At 38.8% G+C, this 14,381-nt stretch carries 13 protein-coding genes; 1 reads left to right on the forward strand and 12 read right to left on the reverse strand.

Annotation, left to right across the window (positions count from 1 at the left end):
• Positions 1-31: 31 nt before the first annotated feature.
• The 9 genes from G4Y78_RS31580 to bamI (G4Y78_RS24720) form a co-directional block, all read right to left on the reverse strand.
• Positions 32-841 (reverse strand): M4 family metallopeptidase, encoded by an 810-nt coding sequence (locus G4Y78_RS31580; protein WP_163835535.1) that lies wholly within the window; start codon positions 839-841, stop codon positions 32-34.
• Positions 838-993 carry a PepSY domain-containing protein gene (locus G4Y78_RS31805; RefSeq protein ID WP_408022079.1) on the reverse strand — a complete coding sequence of 52 codons (156 nt, stop codon included), beginning with the start codon at positions 991-993 and terminating at the stop codon, positions 838-840. Before G4Y78_RS31805 ends, G4Y78_RS31580 begins: the two co-directional genes overlap by 4 nt.
• A complete protein-coding gene (locus G4Y78_RS24690) occupies positions 924-1,454 on the reverse strand; it encodes a hypothetical protein (RefSeq protein ID WP_163835537.1) in 531 nt (176 codons plus the stop codon). The genes G4Y78_RS31805 and G4Y78_RS24690 overlap by 70 nt, the downstream gene beginning before the upstream one ends.
• Positions 1,455-1,677: 223 nt before the next feature.
• A complete protein-coding gene (locus G4Y78_RS24695) occupies positions 1,678-3,705 on the reverse strand; it encodes a carbohydrate binding domain-containing protein (RefSeq protein ID WP_163835538.1) in 2,028 nt (675 codons plus the stop codon).
• A gap of 47 nt (positions 3,706-3,752) precedes the next feature.
• Positions 3,753-4,424, reverse strand: a complete 672-nt coding sequence (gene bamI, locus G4Y78_RS24700; protein ID WP_163835539.1) for a biofilm-associated metzincin protease inhibitor BamI — start codon at positions 4,422-4,424, stop codon at positions 3,753-3,755.
• Positions 4,425-4,802: 378 nt separating this feature from the next.
• Positions 4,803-5,597 (reverse strand): PleD family two-component system response regulator, encoded by a 795-nt coding sequence (locus G4Y78_RS24705; RefSeq protein ID WP_163835540.1) that lies wholly within the window; start codon positions 5,595-5,597, stop codon positions 4,803-4,805.
• A 589-nt stretch (positions 5,598-6,186) separates the two neighbouring features.
• Complete coding sequence (locus G4Y78_RS24710; protein WP_163835541.1) at positions 6,187-6,336, reverse strand: hypothetical protein; 150 nt, start codon at positions 6,334-6,336, stop codon at positions 6,187-6,189.
• Between the two features lie 406 nt (positions 6,337-6,742).
• Positions 6,743-8,518 carry a biofilm-associated metzincin protease Mep72 gene (mep72, locus tag G4Y78_RS24715; RefSeq protein ID WP_163835542.1) on the reverse strand — a complete coding sequence of 592 codons (1,776 nt, stop codon included), beginning with the start codon at positions 8,516-8,518 and terminating at the stop codon, positions 6,743-6,745.
• A gap of 38 nt (positions 8,519-8,556) precedes the next feature.
• On the reverse strand, positions 8,557-9,273 hold the full coding sequence (gene bamI / locus G4Y78_RS24720; RefSeq protein ID WP_163835543.1) for a biofilm-associated metzincin protease inhibitor BamI: 717 nt from the start codon (positions 9,271-9,273) through the stop codon (positions 8,557-8,559).
• Between the two features lie 849 nt (positions 9,274-10,122).
• Here bamI (G4Y78_RS24720) and G4Y78_RS24725 point away from each other — a divergent pair.
• Positions 10,123-11,607, forward strand: a complete 1,485-nt coding sequence (locus G4Y78_RS24725; protein ID WP_163835544.1) for a trypsin-like serine protease — start codon at positions 10,123-10,125, stop codon at positions 11,605-11,607.
• A gap of 240 nt (positions 11,608-11,847) precedes the next feature.
• On the opposite strand, the gene G4Y78_RS24730 is transcribed toward G4Y78_RS24725, so the two are convergent.
• From G4Y78_RS24730 to G4Y78_RS24740, 3 genes are all read right to left on the reverse strand, one after another.
• Entirely contained in the window at positions 11,848-12,678 is an 831-nt protein-coding gene (locus G4Y78_RS24730; RefSeq protein WP_163835545.1) for a tetratricopeptide repeat protein, read from the reverse strand.
• Between the two features lie 332 nt (positions 12,679-13,010).
• Entirely contained in the window at positions 13,011-13,463 is a 453-nt protein-coding gene (locus G4Y78_RS24735) for an NfeD family protein (RefSeq protein ID WP_163835546.1), read from the reverse strand.
• A gap of 2 nt (positions 13,464-13,465) precedes the next feature.
• Positions 13,466-14,377, reverse strand: coding sequence for an SPFH domain-containing protein (locus G4Y78_RS24740; RefSeq protein WP_163835547.1), 912 nt, complete (start codon positions 14,375-14,377; stop codon positions 13,466-13,468).
• Positions 14,378-14,381: the final 4 nt, after the last annotated feature.

Consider the following 14,381-nt stretch of genomic DNA (forward strand, 5'->3'; position numbering starts at 1 on the left):
ATCTTGTGCGAATAATTTTTAACACTACCCTTCAGTTTTTCCACCACCATTGCTGGATCGGATGATTATTAAGTGAAGTCCAAACACCCACTCTTGCTCCATTACGAGATCCCCAACTGGTTAAACGTAAACTAGAATCTTTTACGTTTTGAATAACATTGCCACTAAACTGCCAGCGCTGATAATCCTCATTATTACAACTGCTTAACATAGCTTGGTTACCCCGTTTAGGATTACTTCCTACTGACAAACAAGAGTTGCTAACAGACTTAACCATTAAATGCCCTTGATCATCAAGCAACCAATGTTGACTATCGGAATTATTACAAGTAGATACAGTAACTGCATTTCCACTAGCTGTTAAGCAGTAGCCAGCACCTGACTGTAATGGCTTGTATTTATCCGTTGGGTCTGGCGGGTCAACTTTACAACTGTCACCGACTCCTACTACAGTAAATGCAGCTTTGGCATCTGCAACAGAATAGCCTTTGTCTTTGGCTGCTTTCATTACATCACAAGCACCTTGTTCAAAGGTAGAATTTCTCTGCCAATAAACCTGATTGGCTAATACCATTACATCAAAAGCTTTGCGAATACCCCAGCCTTTGACTTCTGCTAATTGGTAAAAAGCTTTATTAAAAATACCGCTAGAATAGTGTACATTCATACCATTACGATAGTCTTTAATATGCTCTATAGATCCTCCATGCTTACTGGGGTTAGGAAAGTTACGTATACCTTTACCACTCTTGGTAATATCTGCTCCTACAATCCAATCAACTTTACCCCGCATGAAAAACTCTGCCGCTTCACCTGCCATATCAGAAAAAGCTTCATTCATACCACCTGCGCAAGACCTTCCCAATGATCGATAACTTCACCTGTGTGGGCATCAATAATAAGAAATGGCCGTGAAGGAAAACCTAATGCATCGGTATAATAAGAAACCTCGTAAACCAATTTTGGTTCCTCATCTTCAAGATAAATAAACAATTTTTTTGTTTATTTTCTAGCTTTTTATTTACTATGTTAGTAGCACCAATATATTGTTTAGCTATAATCATCACTTGGTTTTGAGTTAAGTTAGGTGCTAAACTTAGCTGCATCTCCTTCAACCCTTTAACTTGAAAACCAGACAAATTTTCATAATTACCACTGCTAGCCTGGGTTGCTGTCAACGTTACTCCCCACACTGGAATATCCTGATAGTGTTGCTGAATACGACTGATGGACTTTCCCGACTTAAAATTGACCTGATTAAGTACTACTAATTTTTCCTGGTTAGATAACTCTAAAATTGAAGAGAGTGAGGACTGATATAATGAGTTAAATCCTTTATTTAAAAGATGGTTTGTTAAGTTTATTTTTTCGATTGCAAAGCCAATGCCAGGAAAAAGCAAACCAATAGCTATAGTGCTCGTGCTTAATAATTTGACAAAATTTAAACTATTCATATGTCACTCCTTAACATAGTTTCGGCTGGCAGATAGTTTAAATTTTAGACGCGCTTTAGATGGTAGTTGATCTTAAATAAAGCTTTATATAATTTATTAGACCCTGCTCAAGCTTAAAAACAAAACATATCACAAAAAATGTTTTCGAGAATACTCTCATTGTATTAATGATAGATATATAAAAAAAGCGGCCATTGGCCGCTTTTTTTTATTTTAAGTGATTTTATTGAGTCACTTTAATGTTATCAATATTAAATTCCATCCCACCGTCTGGACCAATTACAACCAGCTTAGCATCAACATACTTAGAACCAGGCGCATTAAGTACTCCAGATAAAGTAAACCATCGGCTATGAGATACCACCTGCCGAGCAATCCGGTGCCAGTAATTCCGACGAGGGTTATTTTTGTCAGTATATAGTAAGTACAAAGAAACTGGTTGTGCTGTCCCACGACCATTATCTAACTTCACATCCATAGTTACTTTATATGACTTACCAGGCTTAACATTTCCCGTTACATCAACACCAGGACCAGCATACCATGCATTACGGCCATAACTTCTTAAACTATAACGTCCTTTTGATACATCATAACTGGTTCTATAAAAGCCACTATCTAAGCTAATTGCACTATAATTCCACTTTTCAAAGCCTTCCTCAAAAACAAGTGGATTATTGGATGGAGTAACAGGCTTGGAGACTTCAACCAGTTTAAACTCATCTATAATAAAATCTCGATTTGAGCGAGGCCCATAAGCAAATAAGTTTAGTTTCTCAACAACAGCTCTGCTCTTTAGCTTAAATTTTTTCTTTAACGTGGTAAATTCTTTATTGGTAACAGATGCATCAGCTAAATACTGAAAGTCTTGGCCACCATTGATTTCAAGAGTAATTTGCGCATCATCTCGGATGGTATAATTACCATCACCAACTAGTTTGATTTTAGCGCTGACTTCATATTCATGGCCTTTCTGAATTTTACCAGTCACATCTTGCATAGGACCGGTATACCAATATGGACGACTTGTAATTTTGAGGCGGTTGTCTTTACCACAACTAGTATTGTCATCAGAAATTTGCTCTAAAAAGCCACCGTGAATACCTCTAAACAAAGACCACTCGTTTATTTGGTTAAAATCCCCTTGAGATAGTAAGTTGTTTTTCATATGAGGCTTGTTACAAAGCTCAGGAGTTGTCGGCTGAGTAGTGCCTGTATCCGTTCCACCAGGGTTTGTTTCACCAGGGTCATTTTCTAGTGGGTATATACTAGGCATAAAGTCAGCTATTTGCTTAGCCAGTTTATTAAGGTTATCAGCTGAATCAGACCCAATACTAACTTTTTCATTTTTTTGGGTTTCAGGGTTATAGTAGTTTATATATTCATCTTTTTTCTTTCCACAAGCATGTCCGTTACACTTATATAGTTTGGGATTTGAAAACTGTTGTAATCCAACTGCTCCAAAGACTTGAGGATAAGCCATTACTGTAGTGAAATCACCAACTTCTCCATAGCCTCTAGCCCAATTATAAACTCCACCTACACTCTTTTGTTTTACCGAATGCCCCAGCCCCATATTATGACCAAGCTCGTGAACAAAGGTATTATAGCCACAGTCAACACCCACTAAATTATAAGCCTGAGTATTAGCGTTATAATAAAACTTGCCTTTAGAGTCATAACGAGAGACATAGCCTTGAGGTACATACCCAATACCACAAGTGATGTAGCCATCATTGGTTCGTTCGGCTAGATTAACTAAAGTTACTAAATCTGCTCCATGTTTTTTTCTTAATTTTTGTATATTTTCATTAGACCTTAAAATACCTAAATTTATACCATTAACAGCTTTTAATGGATTTTCTAAGGTATCTTCTACAGATTTAAGGCAACTTCTTTTCTGATTATTATCTCTATATTGATAACATTCTTGTTTGTATATTTCTTCCTGATTGTGGATAGCTTGCTTCTCAGTAGCTGACAAGTTAAATTCTTTTGAATGAACTAATCTCAACTGTACTTTTGCCCCACTATTTTCATATGCTTTATTAGCATAATTAATATATGCTGCAATCCGAGCATCAATATCGCGACCTTTATAAGTCTTGGTTGCTGCATTTGTATACAGAACCATAACGTCAATAACAGTATCTGTCGTGTTGTCTGTATAAGCAGCAGATGCATTTACTGAAGCTACTGCAGCAGCTAACAAACTGCTGGCAGTAAGAAAAAATTGACCAAATGAATTCATCAGGTGGCTCTCCCTTTGTGTAATAAGTGTCAAGTGTTGTCTATAAACTAACGCTCTGGTGGCGCTTGTAAGTTCCCATTAAATACTACTGGAGGTTCATCTACCGCAGCCTTGATGTGGTTTTCATTTATTATTTGAGTTTCACCTGTATCATTTTGAACCACAGCTGAATAAATTCCTTCAAGAGAAGAAATCGTTATATGGGTTTGTGTTTTCCCCCTAGTGACAATAACGTTTTCAGTCGGTCCACCATCCACCATAATGCCAGTCCAAACATGCACCCCATTAAATGAGTTAGCCGTATCGGTCAGCTTAGCAATGAATGACTTATTTAATTCTGGAATAGGGAATTCCAACACTTGACCAACTTGTATACTTTTAATGTAAGCTGGTTCTACTTTAAGGTGATGGACAGGTACATCAAACTTGTCAACTGTTTGTAGTTTCTCAGTTGCCTGCCAAAATACTACAGGTGTTCCATCTATTTTTGGTAATGGTGCTTTTTTCTTTGGTAAAGGTAAACGATCTTTTTCTGCTACTTCTTCTGGTTTGGCTTTATCATTACCAGCAACATCAACTGCTTTTGTTATTTCTTGCTGGTTATCTTTACTATTGCCTTGAGTAACGGTGACCTGCTGGTTACCATCTTGAGTAACCCATAAGCCAATGGCAATACCTGCAACAGCAAACAATGAACCTGCAGCAAGTTTCCAAGACATCAAATTCAGTCTCCTCTTGGTAATAAACTAGATATGTGTTTTAAAGTGCTGGCTTTCTTGTGGTTATTTTTAATAAACAACAAGAGCTTTTGTTATCCTCCCTTTACTATCTGGTCTTAGTAACCGAGAGGTGTTGATAGCTGCACATTAACTACAGTTATACAACAATTAACGTGTGGCGAATTATAGTGTCGAGTTAGATTAGAAAAAGAGATGCAGCGCACAAAAAAATTATTTAATGAATCGCGAACCGAAAACCATTTAACAACTTAATAGTCATCAAATGACCATATAAAATTCACAATAAAGAACGATAGTGCATTAACAGTAAAGTGGGAGAGAATAGAGAAACAGTAGCAGCTTGATAAATTGCTTGATCTAGCTTAACAAGGCAAATAGTTTATTTTTTATTCTTGTTTCCCAACTATTAATTTTAAGCAGATCAACACGCGACAGGGCAATTCCTTTTTCTGGGGGTTGGTCTAGTCCTAGTAACACAGGAACTGACAGCGTGTCAATTATACCATTAATATTGTCAAAATTATTGTCACTGACAATATCAACAACCCAGGCTGAAACTTTCCTGTTCTTAATTATATTCGGTGAAATAGGCTTTTCTGAAAGCCTAATGGTTTCGACATGGAAACCAAGTTGCTTAACCAAGTTAGTAAGCACTGCCTGGCTTCTATCAGTATCTGTTATTAATCCTACAACTGGGCCTAATGCTGGCTTTTCAATACGCAATATTTTTTGTATTGCGTTTACAAATTCACGTCCAACAATAGGAATTGAGAGGCAAGCTTGAGCTCCCAAGCTAATTGCCATTTTTCCTAAATAACGATCATTCCACTCATTAATAACAACTATAGGCAATCTTGAAGTAACTGGATCACTCCTTAATAGTTGTATAAGTGATAAACAAGTGATCCCCTGCAAGTCAGCATTAATTAAGATAATATCGGGAGAAAAGCGCTTTGCCATAACAGTAGTCATTAATGGCTCATTGCAAACCAGTGCATCCATAGAAAGACGACAAACCATATTATCGAGCAGTTTAGCAGTATTTCCAGACTGCCCAACTAGCAGTCCTTTCAGTACAGGTTTAGAACTCCAAAGTTGCTTATGCTTAGAGCTAGATATACCCAACTCGTTATGATCAGCATTAGAGTTCATATTTGATAACCCTTAAACAGCAGGATAATAGTTTTTTACAGTTAGTAAATAAATAAAAAATTCGTTTGATTTGTAGACCTATACTGTCTTTACAAGATATATAAGTATTTACTTTATGAGCCTAATAACTTTAAAAGATTTTATTAAGCCAACTACCATTCAACTACAGATGGTTAACTCATACATCACTGATGCAGTAGTTTATTTTTCCATAATAAACTAGTTAGTCAGCAACTTTCACTACTCATATCTTCACTACGGTTTAGCATTAGACTACATTATTCTTACTATTTAAATCAGCTAATTTATATTCTTAGACTCTGATCAATAATTTATAGCCCACTATTTTTAATTGAGCATTCAACAAAAAGTTATGAGATTTTCGACAAGCACTAAGAGTTAGGTGGTAAGTTTGTTCTAGGGAGTAAAGAAAGAAGCAACCAAGTAAATGGCAGTAGCATTTTTTATAACTATTAAACCACAGAAAACTTTATAAAATGTAACTAGCGGAAGCTGACTAACAACTGAAATGGCTGAAACTTAATGGAGGGCTGCCAGGCAACAAGCTCTGTTTAGTGCGAGCTTGAGCCTAGCGATCACTATTAACTGATAACTCGATAACCTTTTGATTAGTTGCTTGAGTTTGAGTATCAGACTCGGCATTTGTGCCTAAAATAAAAGCTGCACAAACAGCTGTGATCATTATGGCACAGGCTTTCAATAGGTTTTTATCAAACATATTTGCCACCTCAATATTAATAAGTATCTACCTTGTAACTGGGGATGATTATAGAAGCCTGTTTAGCAAAAAAAAGCGAACCTACGCACAAGATTTACTCCAAGCTGTCAAAAAACTTATCACTTTGTGGTTTAGGTCGCTTCAAGCATTTGAGTAATTACACACTGTAACAAACAGATAAGAATGATTACCCTTAAAGTTTGTGTTTATTAGCTCCAATCTTCACAGCCAAAGCAACTTTGGCCATAATAAGTCTTGCTGCTAATTGGCCTCAAAATATTAAAACTTGATATTTTACGCCATAGATTAGCCAAATCAGCCAAGCATAACTTGAAACTTTACTCAGGTTTTCTGCGAATAACCACTAATTTTCAGGCAAATTAGTGTCCGAATAGCCAGTTTACTGCTAATTTTTCTTTACACTTACCCTATCAATAAAGAAGTCCATTCCAGGCTCAGGACCAAACAGATATAAGTGAATGAATTTCACAGCTCCTTTTGCCTGATAGCTTAAATTGCCCGACACTGTTGTCCACTGCTCGCCTGCAGGCAAACTAGCCGTTTTAACTCGATGCCAGTGGTATCCGACATCATCCACATAAAAGAGCTGAATATCGATTAACTGCTCCTTGCTTTGCTTCATGGCCTGCCTGACATTCAGGCTTAATTGGTATTGCCTGCCACTTTCTAAAATACCTTTCACATCTAAAGCTGGCCCAGAATACCAGTGGCTACGCCCTGTTACCTTCATGCTGTATTCACCTTCACTGGCAGCTTCTTTCGACCGGGTTAACTGATCAACACCAAAGAACGGAATCCAGTTATGAAGGTTTTGCTCAAAGTGATGGTTAAAGACATCTTTATCAGGTTTAGGTGGTTCACTGTCTACTTGAGTCAGTTTAACCTCATCTACATTAAGTGCGTACTCTGCTTTAGGGCCAAACAACAACACCTGAACCTTTTTTACTTCGCCAAGCGCCTGTATTTTAAACTTATCTTTTACCTGACTCATTTCATTACTGGTAATAGATTCATTAACCAAATATTGATAATGAACACCTACTTCATCAGTTATTTGTAGTGCTATTCGCGCCGTGTCTCTTACTTGCTGCTCAGTATCTATTTTCATTTTTGCAGATATTTCATATTCAACCTCTGGCTTTACTTTTTCAGTAATATCTTGAATAACCCCGTCATAGAAAGCCTTACGATTTTTAATAGATAAAATATTGTCTTTACCACAAGGTTTTTGCTTCGCAATTTTACTCAAACTCACACTACTATTGTGGTATGACCCCCAAGGATTGAGATTGTTAAAATCCCCTCCAGTTATCAGGTTATTTGCCATATGAGGTTTCTTACAAAGGTCAGAATTTGGTTTATCGTCATCAGAGTCAGGCTTTGCTGAGCCGGCAAAGTTAGCTACTTGTTCTGCAACAATTATTAAATTTTCCACCGCATTAGCACCATTTGAGGCACTTTTATCAACACCACAGGGTTGATCTTTACATTTAATTTGTACAGGGCTTGAAAACTGCTGAACATGTTTGGCACCGTTAAAGTTCTTTGGATAAGCCATGATGGTTGTGAACAAGCCATCTATTCCATGCCCTCTAGCCCAAGGAAAGATACCACCAACCCGCCCTGAAGGATTTTCATTTTGAGCGGAATGGCCCAACCCCATGTTATGGCCCAGCTGATGAACATAAGCTAACAAACCACACTCAGCTCCAATCACGCTATAGGCAAATCCGCTGGCAGTGGATTTAAACTTTCCTGTTGTTGAATCGCCTTGGGGAACCCATGCCGAACCGCAAATATCCGCTTTTCGCAGAGTAATTAAAGTAACTAAATCGGCGCCATACTGTTTACGCAAACCGGCTATTTTTTGATCATCAGTAAATTTTTTTAACGTAGCACCTGAAACACTTCCATAGTCATTGGCTATTGCTTCCGTGTGGACAACGTTTAGCTGCATATTAACGTCACTATTAAGGTAACTCTGATTTGCATATTCAACCAGGTTAGTAATATGAGCATTAATATCTTTTACTTTACTTGCTGCACCTGGCGTATATAGCAACATCACATCAACTGTTGTCTTTGCCGCTACCTGGCCAGGCAATAACGCAGACAAGGCTAGGCTGAACCCAGCCAGCACTGATATATTTTGTGATTTCATGCAGCCAAACCCCACTTTTTGATCAAGTTTTTTTACTGTTAACTACGATTTTTAGGTGGTTCAACTGGCACTTCTGGTGCAGGAATGGCGTCATTAAAATTAGTGATTGTTTTTGCAATATCATCTTCACTAATCATGGTGGCTTTACCAGAAGCATTATCAATCCGCACCGAATAAACACCTTCGCTGGTAGATACAGTGACATAGGTCTCCACTTCACCACGGGTCACAATTACATTGTCATTTTCAGCACCGTTATTAATTTTGCCTTTAAATACATGAACATCATCCAACTGGTTATGTGTTGTAGTAAGCTCTGCCTGATAAGACTGATTTAGTGCAGGTACTTCAAACTCTAGCGTTTGCCCCAGTTGTAACGAGCTAATTAATTGTGGATTAACCTGTAAATGGGTAGTTGGAATCCCATTTTCATCAACAGTTTGCTCTTGCTCAGATGTTTTCCACATACTGGTTGTTTCGTTAGGATCAACTTCTGGCAATGCAGGAGCAGGCTCAGGTAGTGGGATATCGGCAGGTTCAGCTGCTGTATCGGCCTCAGCTTTTTCTGCAACAGGCGCAGCAACTACTACATTGCTAGTATCTGATTGTGCGGACTGACCCTCATTGGAAGCATTAACCGCAGATCCTTGGTTAGCTGTTTGGCTCGTAGATTGCTCAGAAGGCATCATGACAACAGCAGCACCAACACCTATAACCATGGCACCAACACCCAGTAATAATTTCGAACCCTTCATAGTTTTTCCTCTTGCAAGATGAAATATTCGGGCTAATGTAAAAATCTTTTATACTCTTCACGAATGACTTTTAGGGTTTGTTATCTTCATTTCTCACCCCAATCACCTATTACTTATAGGCTCATGAGGCTTCGTCACTCGACGGCCACCACTAAAAAATTATTCGCTTTGACTATAGCTTTAAAAATCAAGGTTTACTCAATAAGCAAAATGATCACTAAATAAAAATCCAGCATGTCAACCATTTAACTGGAAGAAACATACAAACTAAATTTTAGTTTCATCAATTAACAGCTAAACAATCATTTATGCTTTGAATAGCAGATTTATAGTTAAGTTCAAATTGACGACAGTATTAACTGAAAGCGAGTATAAAAAGGAAAGCAATGCTAAAAAGCGAATTTTCGCACATATGTAGCTATCAGCTGATATGCGTTAACAAGCTGCAATATTATTCACAACCGATGCGCGACTTATATCCACTCAACCATTTCCCTGAGAGGGGCTCATAAAAGCAATCTCGGCCAATCCACATAGCTAGCAACTTACCTACTTAAATTCAAGAGTTTATTGACTAACCCTTCACCTGGATGAATTAACTACTAAAGGGTATTTAAGATCAAACTTTGATTTAATTTATTTTAAAAAATAACCAACACCTGCTTCCAGTAATAGAATTAATTTTTATATAAGACATTTTTAGTGGATCAACTATCAATACAATAAAAAATATAGCGCTATTCTCTAGCAAAGCATTGATAGCTTTTTATTTAAAACAAAGAAATCAACAAGCTCAAACAAGTCACACAATAAAAATGACAAACAACTCCATTTAAATAGGAATTTACAATGAACAAACAAAATATCAAGCCAATATTTGTGCTGAGCAGCCTATTTTTAGCCGTAACAGGGCTTGCCCATGCAAATAATGGAAACCCTCAACAAAATGATAATTATCCTTCACCTGAAGCAGGTAATAATACACAGGAAATAGTTGGTGGCCGTCCCTCTAATTTTGAAGAACGTAAATGGATGGTATGGCTAGGTGGTTGCGGTGGCAGTTTGATTAACCAACAATGGGTGATAACTGCAGCCCATTGCTCTCCCAAAGCAGGTACTAGGGTAACCGTTGGTCGTTATGATCGCACGACCAATGAAGGAGAAGTAATCAGGGCAGAAAAAACAATCATTCATCCAAAATATAATCCACGTAGCAGCGACAACGACATTGCATTAATTAAATTGCAACGCCCAGTTAGTAGCAGTTTAAATATCACACCAATAAACCTGGCTGATACTAATATTCACCATAATGCAATAAAACCAGGCACTAAAGTAAAGGTAGCTGGGTGGGGAAATACTCAACAAAACATCATGCTATCTAATAAATTAATGGAAGTAGATGTTCCCGTTGTCAGCCAGCAAGAATGCAGCCAAGCTTATGGTGGCATTACCGAAAACATGGTATGTGCAGGCTATAAACAAGGCGGCAAAGATTCCTGTCAGGGAGACAGCGGCGGACCATTATTTATTAAATGGTACGATAAAGTTTATCAAGTTGGCATCGTCAGTTTTGGTAGAGGCTGCGCCCGGCCAGGTTACCCTGGGGTTTATACCAAAGCTGCTAATTATTACGAGTGGGTGAAACAATACGTCAATTTAGGTGATAACCAACCTCCTGGCGATGACAACCCTCCCCAACCGCCAGTGCCACCTGATAACCCAGATGATAATGGTCCTGATTGGCCCAAGCCTCCCGGAGACGACGACAATCCTAATCCTCCACCACCTCCTGGTGATGATGACAACGATGGACCGGACTGGCCTGATGATGATGGAGATAAGCCAAATCCACCACAACCGCCTACACCCCCTGATGATGGTGATGACCCCATGCCTCCTAATGACCCATGTAAACCACCACAGGATCCTGACTGGCCCAAACCACCTAACTGGCCTAATGATTGGCCCAAACCGGACTGGCCTGGTAATCAATGGCCTCATAAAGGAAAACACACAGGTAATGCCGCTACTGGTCAGCAGTTTGCCTTAACACAATTAACAGCTAAGGCCGGTGATTGGCTGTATTATACAGTGAATATACCAGCACAAACTAAGGCACTAGAAGTCCAAACAAGCAATGGCAAAGGCAATGCAGACCTATTTATTAGCACTGGAGCATTACCAAATGAGAGTAGTAGTTACTGTAGTTCAACCAAAGCAAACAATAGCGAGTACTGCCGTATAGACTATCCTACAACAGGTGTATGGTATATCGGCGTGAAAGCAGAACAAGGCTTTGCTGGGTTAATTATTAAAGCCAGAGCCAAATAGTCTAATTATACCCCTCTTGAATGATTTTGAGGGTTTGTTGTCGTCGCTCTTGACCACCAAGGATGGTGGAAATGCAGTTAATGCATCGAGCATTTAACTGCCACCCCAATTATTTATAAAAACATAAACTCATGAGGCTTCATTGCTCGACGGCTGCCCCTAAAAACCATTTGCTTTGGCTATATTTACAGATAATAAAAAAGCCGCTTTTAAAAGCGGCTTTTTTGTTTCGATACTATTTTATTTTTGTTTGGTTCTTAATAATGCTGTCATGGTTTGAGCTAAGTCTTTAATAGCTTGGTTATCTTTTCGAATAACCAACCAGCGTTGTCCGTCAACTGGATGCTTTAACCAGCAAACTTTTTCCACTTGTGAACACTGGTAGTCAACAAATGGATCAACCCCATAAACGGATAGTTTAGAGCTTGAAAAACGTTTATTCGCATCAGCTGCTAATGAGCTACGACGAGTTACAAATAACTCACCCTGTTTATTTGCCGTTACTGAATAAACCAAATCTGCTTCTTTATTCAGATTAATAATTTTTCCTGTACGCACAGCATAATTATTTAAAATCGCATTAATATGCCTTAATAACGCCTCTTCATCATTATCAGTTAAATAGAGTTTTTTTAGTGATGTCACCAGTTTTTCAGATTTGCTTGGCCCAGCCTTAATAGCATCAACAGGGATTTTACTGGTAGGCTGACTAGCTTTAGTTTTTATCGCCAGTTTTTCTTCTGCTTCGGTATAAAGTGCTAATGCTTGCTGATAAAACTCACCTTCTTTACCAGCTTTTTTTAGATAACGCTCAAGGTTTTCCTGAGCTTGGGATAATTTACCATTACGCAATAACACCTGGCCGTATAAAAAATAAAATTTATCTGGCGTACTTACTTGCAAAGCAACAGCTCGCTGCAAGTAATCTTCAGCCTGACGAAACTCTTCATTATTGATATGTTTTTCAGCCGCTAGGATGTATCGATCAACCTCAATTTCTGCCGGTAGTTGTGCCCCCTGAACAGCCCAGCTAAACATAGCCGTAAATGCAATTGTGCTTAGTTTTAGCATTCTGAATTTGTTCCCGCAATTTTTGTTATACAGTCTCATCACTACCTCACCTGTATGTTTTATCCTTTTATTTAGAATGCAGTATTGGTTTTAGCTATCTATTTTTTATCATGACTGTCATTCAAACCATGACTATTAACAGTTATCAGTCCCCCAGAGACTATGACCAAACTGCATCTTTGGGTCTAAGCTAATGCTTTTGTAGGACCCTCTTGTGAGGCTATCAACAGCGCCTGCTTTCACCTTAGTATAAATATCCTTAGTTAGCAGTATTCGTTGATAGACTATTTGGTTGCTATTATCGCATTGCTGTGGCTAAGCAGCAGGTTAAATTATGTGCTAACTCTCTCAACCTTTAAAACCAGATTATCCACATCAACCACCCTTACCTGAGTGCCTACTGGCATATCATCTCCTGATACCTGCCAATAGCTATCATCTAGCCGAATTCGGCCACGACCACTGCTAATCGCATCGACTAACACAGTTGTTCTACCCACATGCTGCAAACCACGCTGGTTCAGTAAAGGCTGTTCAGTATTTTGCGGGTTTACCTTTAGATATTTCCACCAGCCAAGCGCAGTAACTACTGATAAAATTGCAAAAACCAGTAGTTGCCACTGCCAGCTAAAGCCAGGTACTAGCCACTTGATAATGCCAACCACAATGGCTGCCAAACCTATCCACAGAAAGTAGCCACCCGTACCAAACACTTCTACAGCTAACAACAGGAATCCTAAGCCGAACCAAAACCAGAAATTCAGTGCTTCAACTAATTCTAACAAGGTTACTTCCTATCAACAGACTTCACGATGTCAGTTATTCCCGCTACCGAACCAACTACACTACTGGCCTCTAAAGGCATCATAATAATCTTACTGTTATCAGATGCAGTAAGCTGACCTAAAGCTTCAACATACTTTTGGGCTACAAAGTAATTGATCGCATTAATATCTCCTTCTGCTATTGCTACTGAAACCATTTTGGTTGCTTTCGCTTCTGCTTCTGCCGCTCGTTCCCGTGCCTCTGCTTCTAGAAATGCCGCTTGCCGCTCACCCTCTGCTTTAAGAATTTTGCCTTGCTTTTCTCCTTCTGCTTTTAAAATTTCTGCTTGGCGCAATCCTTCTGCCTCAAGAATTGCAGCTCGTTTCTCCCGCTCTGCTTTCATTTGATTGGCCATTGCCTCAACCAAGTCTACAGGAGGGGTAATGTCTTTTATTTCAACACGAGTGACTTTAACTCCCCAGGGATTGGTGGCTTCATCAACGATTCTTAGTAACCGCTCATTAATTTGATCCCTTTGAGACAGAATACTGTCTAACTCCATTGAGCCTAGTGCTGTCCTGATATTCGTCACTACCAAGTTAGCAATAGCCCGCTCAAGGTTATTCACTTCATAAGATGCTTGGGCAGCATTGACCACTTGATAGAAGCAAACTGCATCAATTGTCACCATAGCATTATCAGAGCTGATGACTTCCTGAGGTTCAATATCCAGAACTGTTTCCATCATATTCATTTTATGACCAATGCGATCAATCAAAGGAATAATGATATTTAAACCTGGCGTTAGCGAACGGGTAAATCGCCCAAACCGCTCCACTGTCCACTGATAACCCTGGGGCACTGACTTCACCCCCATAAACACCAGCACTAGCAGGAAAAAGATAATGGTGCCAATTACATATAAGGATTCCATACGA

Source organism: Spartinivicinus ruber, assembly GCF_011009015.1.
In the GTDB taxonomy this organism is placed as follows: Bacteria; Pseudomonadota; Gammaproteobacteria; order Pseudomonadales; family Zooshikellaceae; genus Spartinivicinus; species Spartinivicinus ruber.

Coding starts and splice junctions, on each gene's coding strand:
- G4Y78_RS31580 (WP_163835535.1), bottom strand. CDS start 841: ATGAATGAAGCTTTTTCTGATATGGCAGGTGAAGCGGCAGAGTTTTTC.
- G4Y78_RS24690 (WP_163835537.1), bottom strand. CDS start 1,454: ATGAATAGTTTAAATTTTGTCAAATTATTAAGCACGAGCACTATAGCT.
- G4Y78_RS24695 (WP_163835538.1), bottom strand. CDS start 3,705: ATGAATTCATTTGGTCAATTTTTTCTTACTGCCAGCAGTTTGTTAGCT.
- bamI (WP_163835539.1), bottom strand. CDS start 4,424: ATGTCTTGGAAACTTGCTGCAGGTTCATTGTTTGCTGTTGCAGGTATT.
- G4Y78_RS24705 (WP_163835540.1), bottom strand. CDS start 5,597: ATGAACTCTAATGCTGATCATAACGAGTTGGGTATATCTAGCTCTAAG.
- G4Y78_RS24710 (WP_163835541.1), bottom strand. CDS start 6,336: ATGTTTGATAAAAACCTATTGAAAGCCTGTGCCATAATGATCACAGCT.
- mep72 (WP_163835542.1), bottom strand. CDS start 8,518: ATGAAATCACAAAATATATCAGTGCTGGCTGGGTTCAGCCTAGCCTTG.
- bamI (WP_163835543.1), bottom strand. CDS start 9,273: ATGAAGGGTTCGAAATTATTACTGGGTGTTGGTGCCATGGTTATAGGT.
- G4Y78_RS24725 (WP_163835544.1), top strand. CDS start 10,123: ATGAACAAACAAAATATCAAGCCAATATTTGTGCTGAGCAGCCTATTT.
- G4Y78_RS24730 (WP_163835545.1), bottom strand. CDS start 12,678: ATGCTAAAACTAAGCACAATTGCATTTACGGCTATGTTTAGCTGGGCT.
- G4Y78_RS24740 (WP_163835547.1), bottom strand. CDS start 14,377: ATGGAATCCTTATATGTAATTGGCACCATTATCTTTTTCCTGCTAGTG.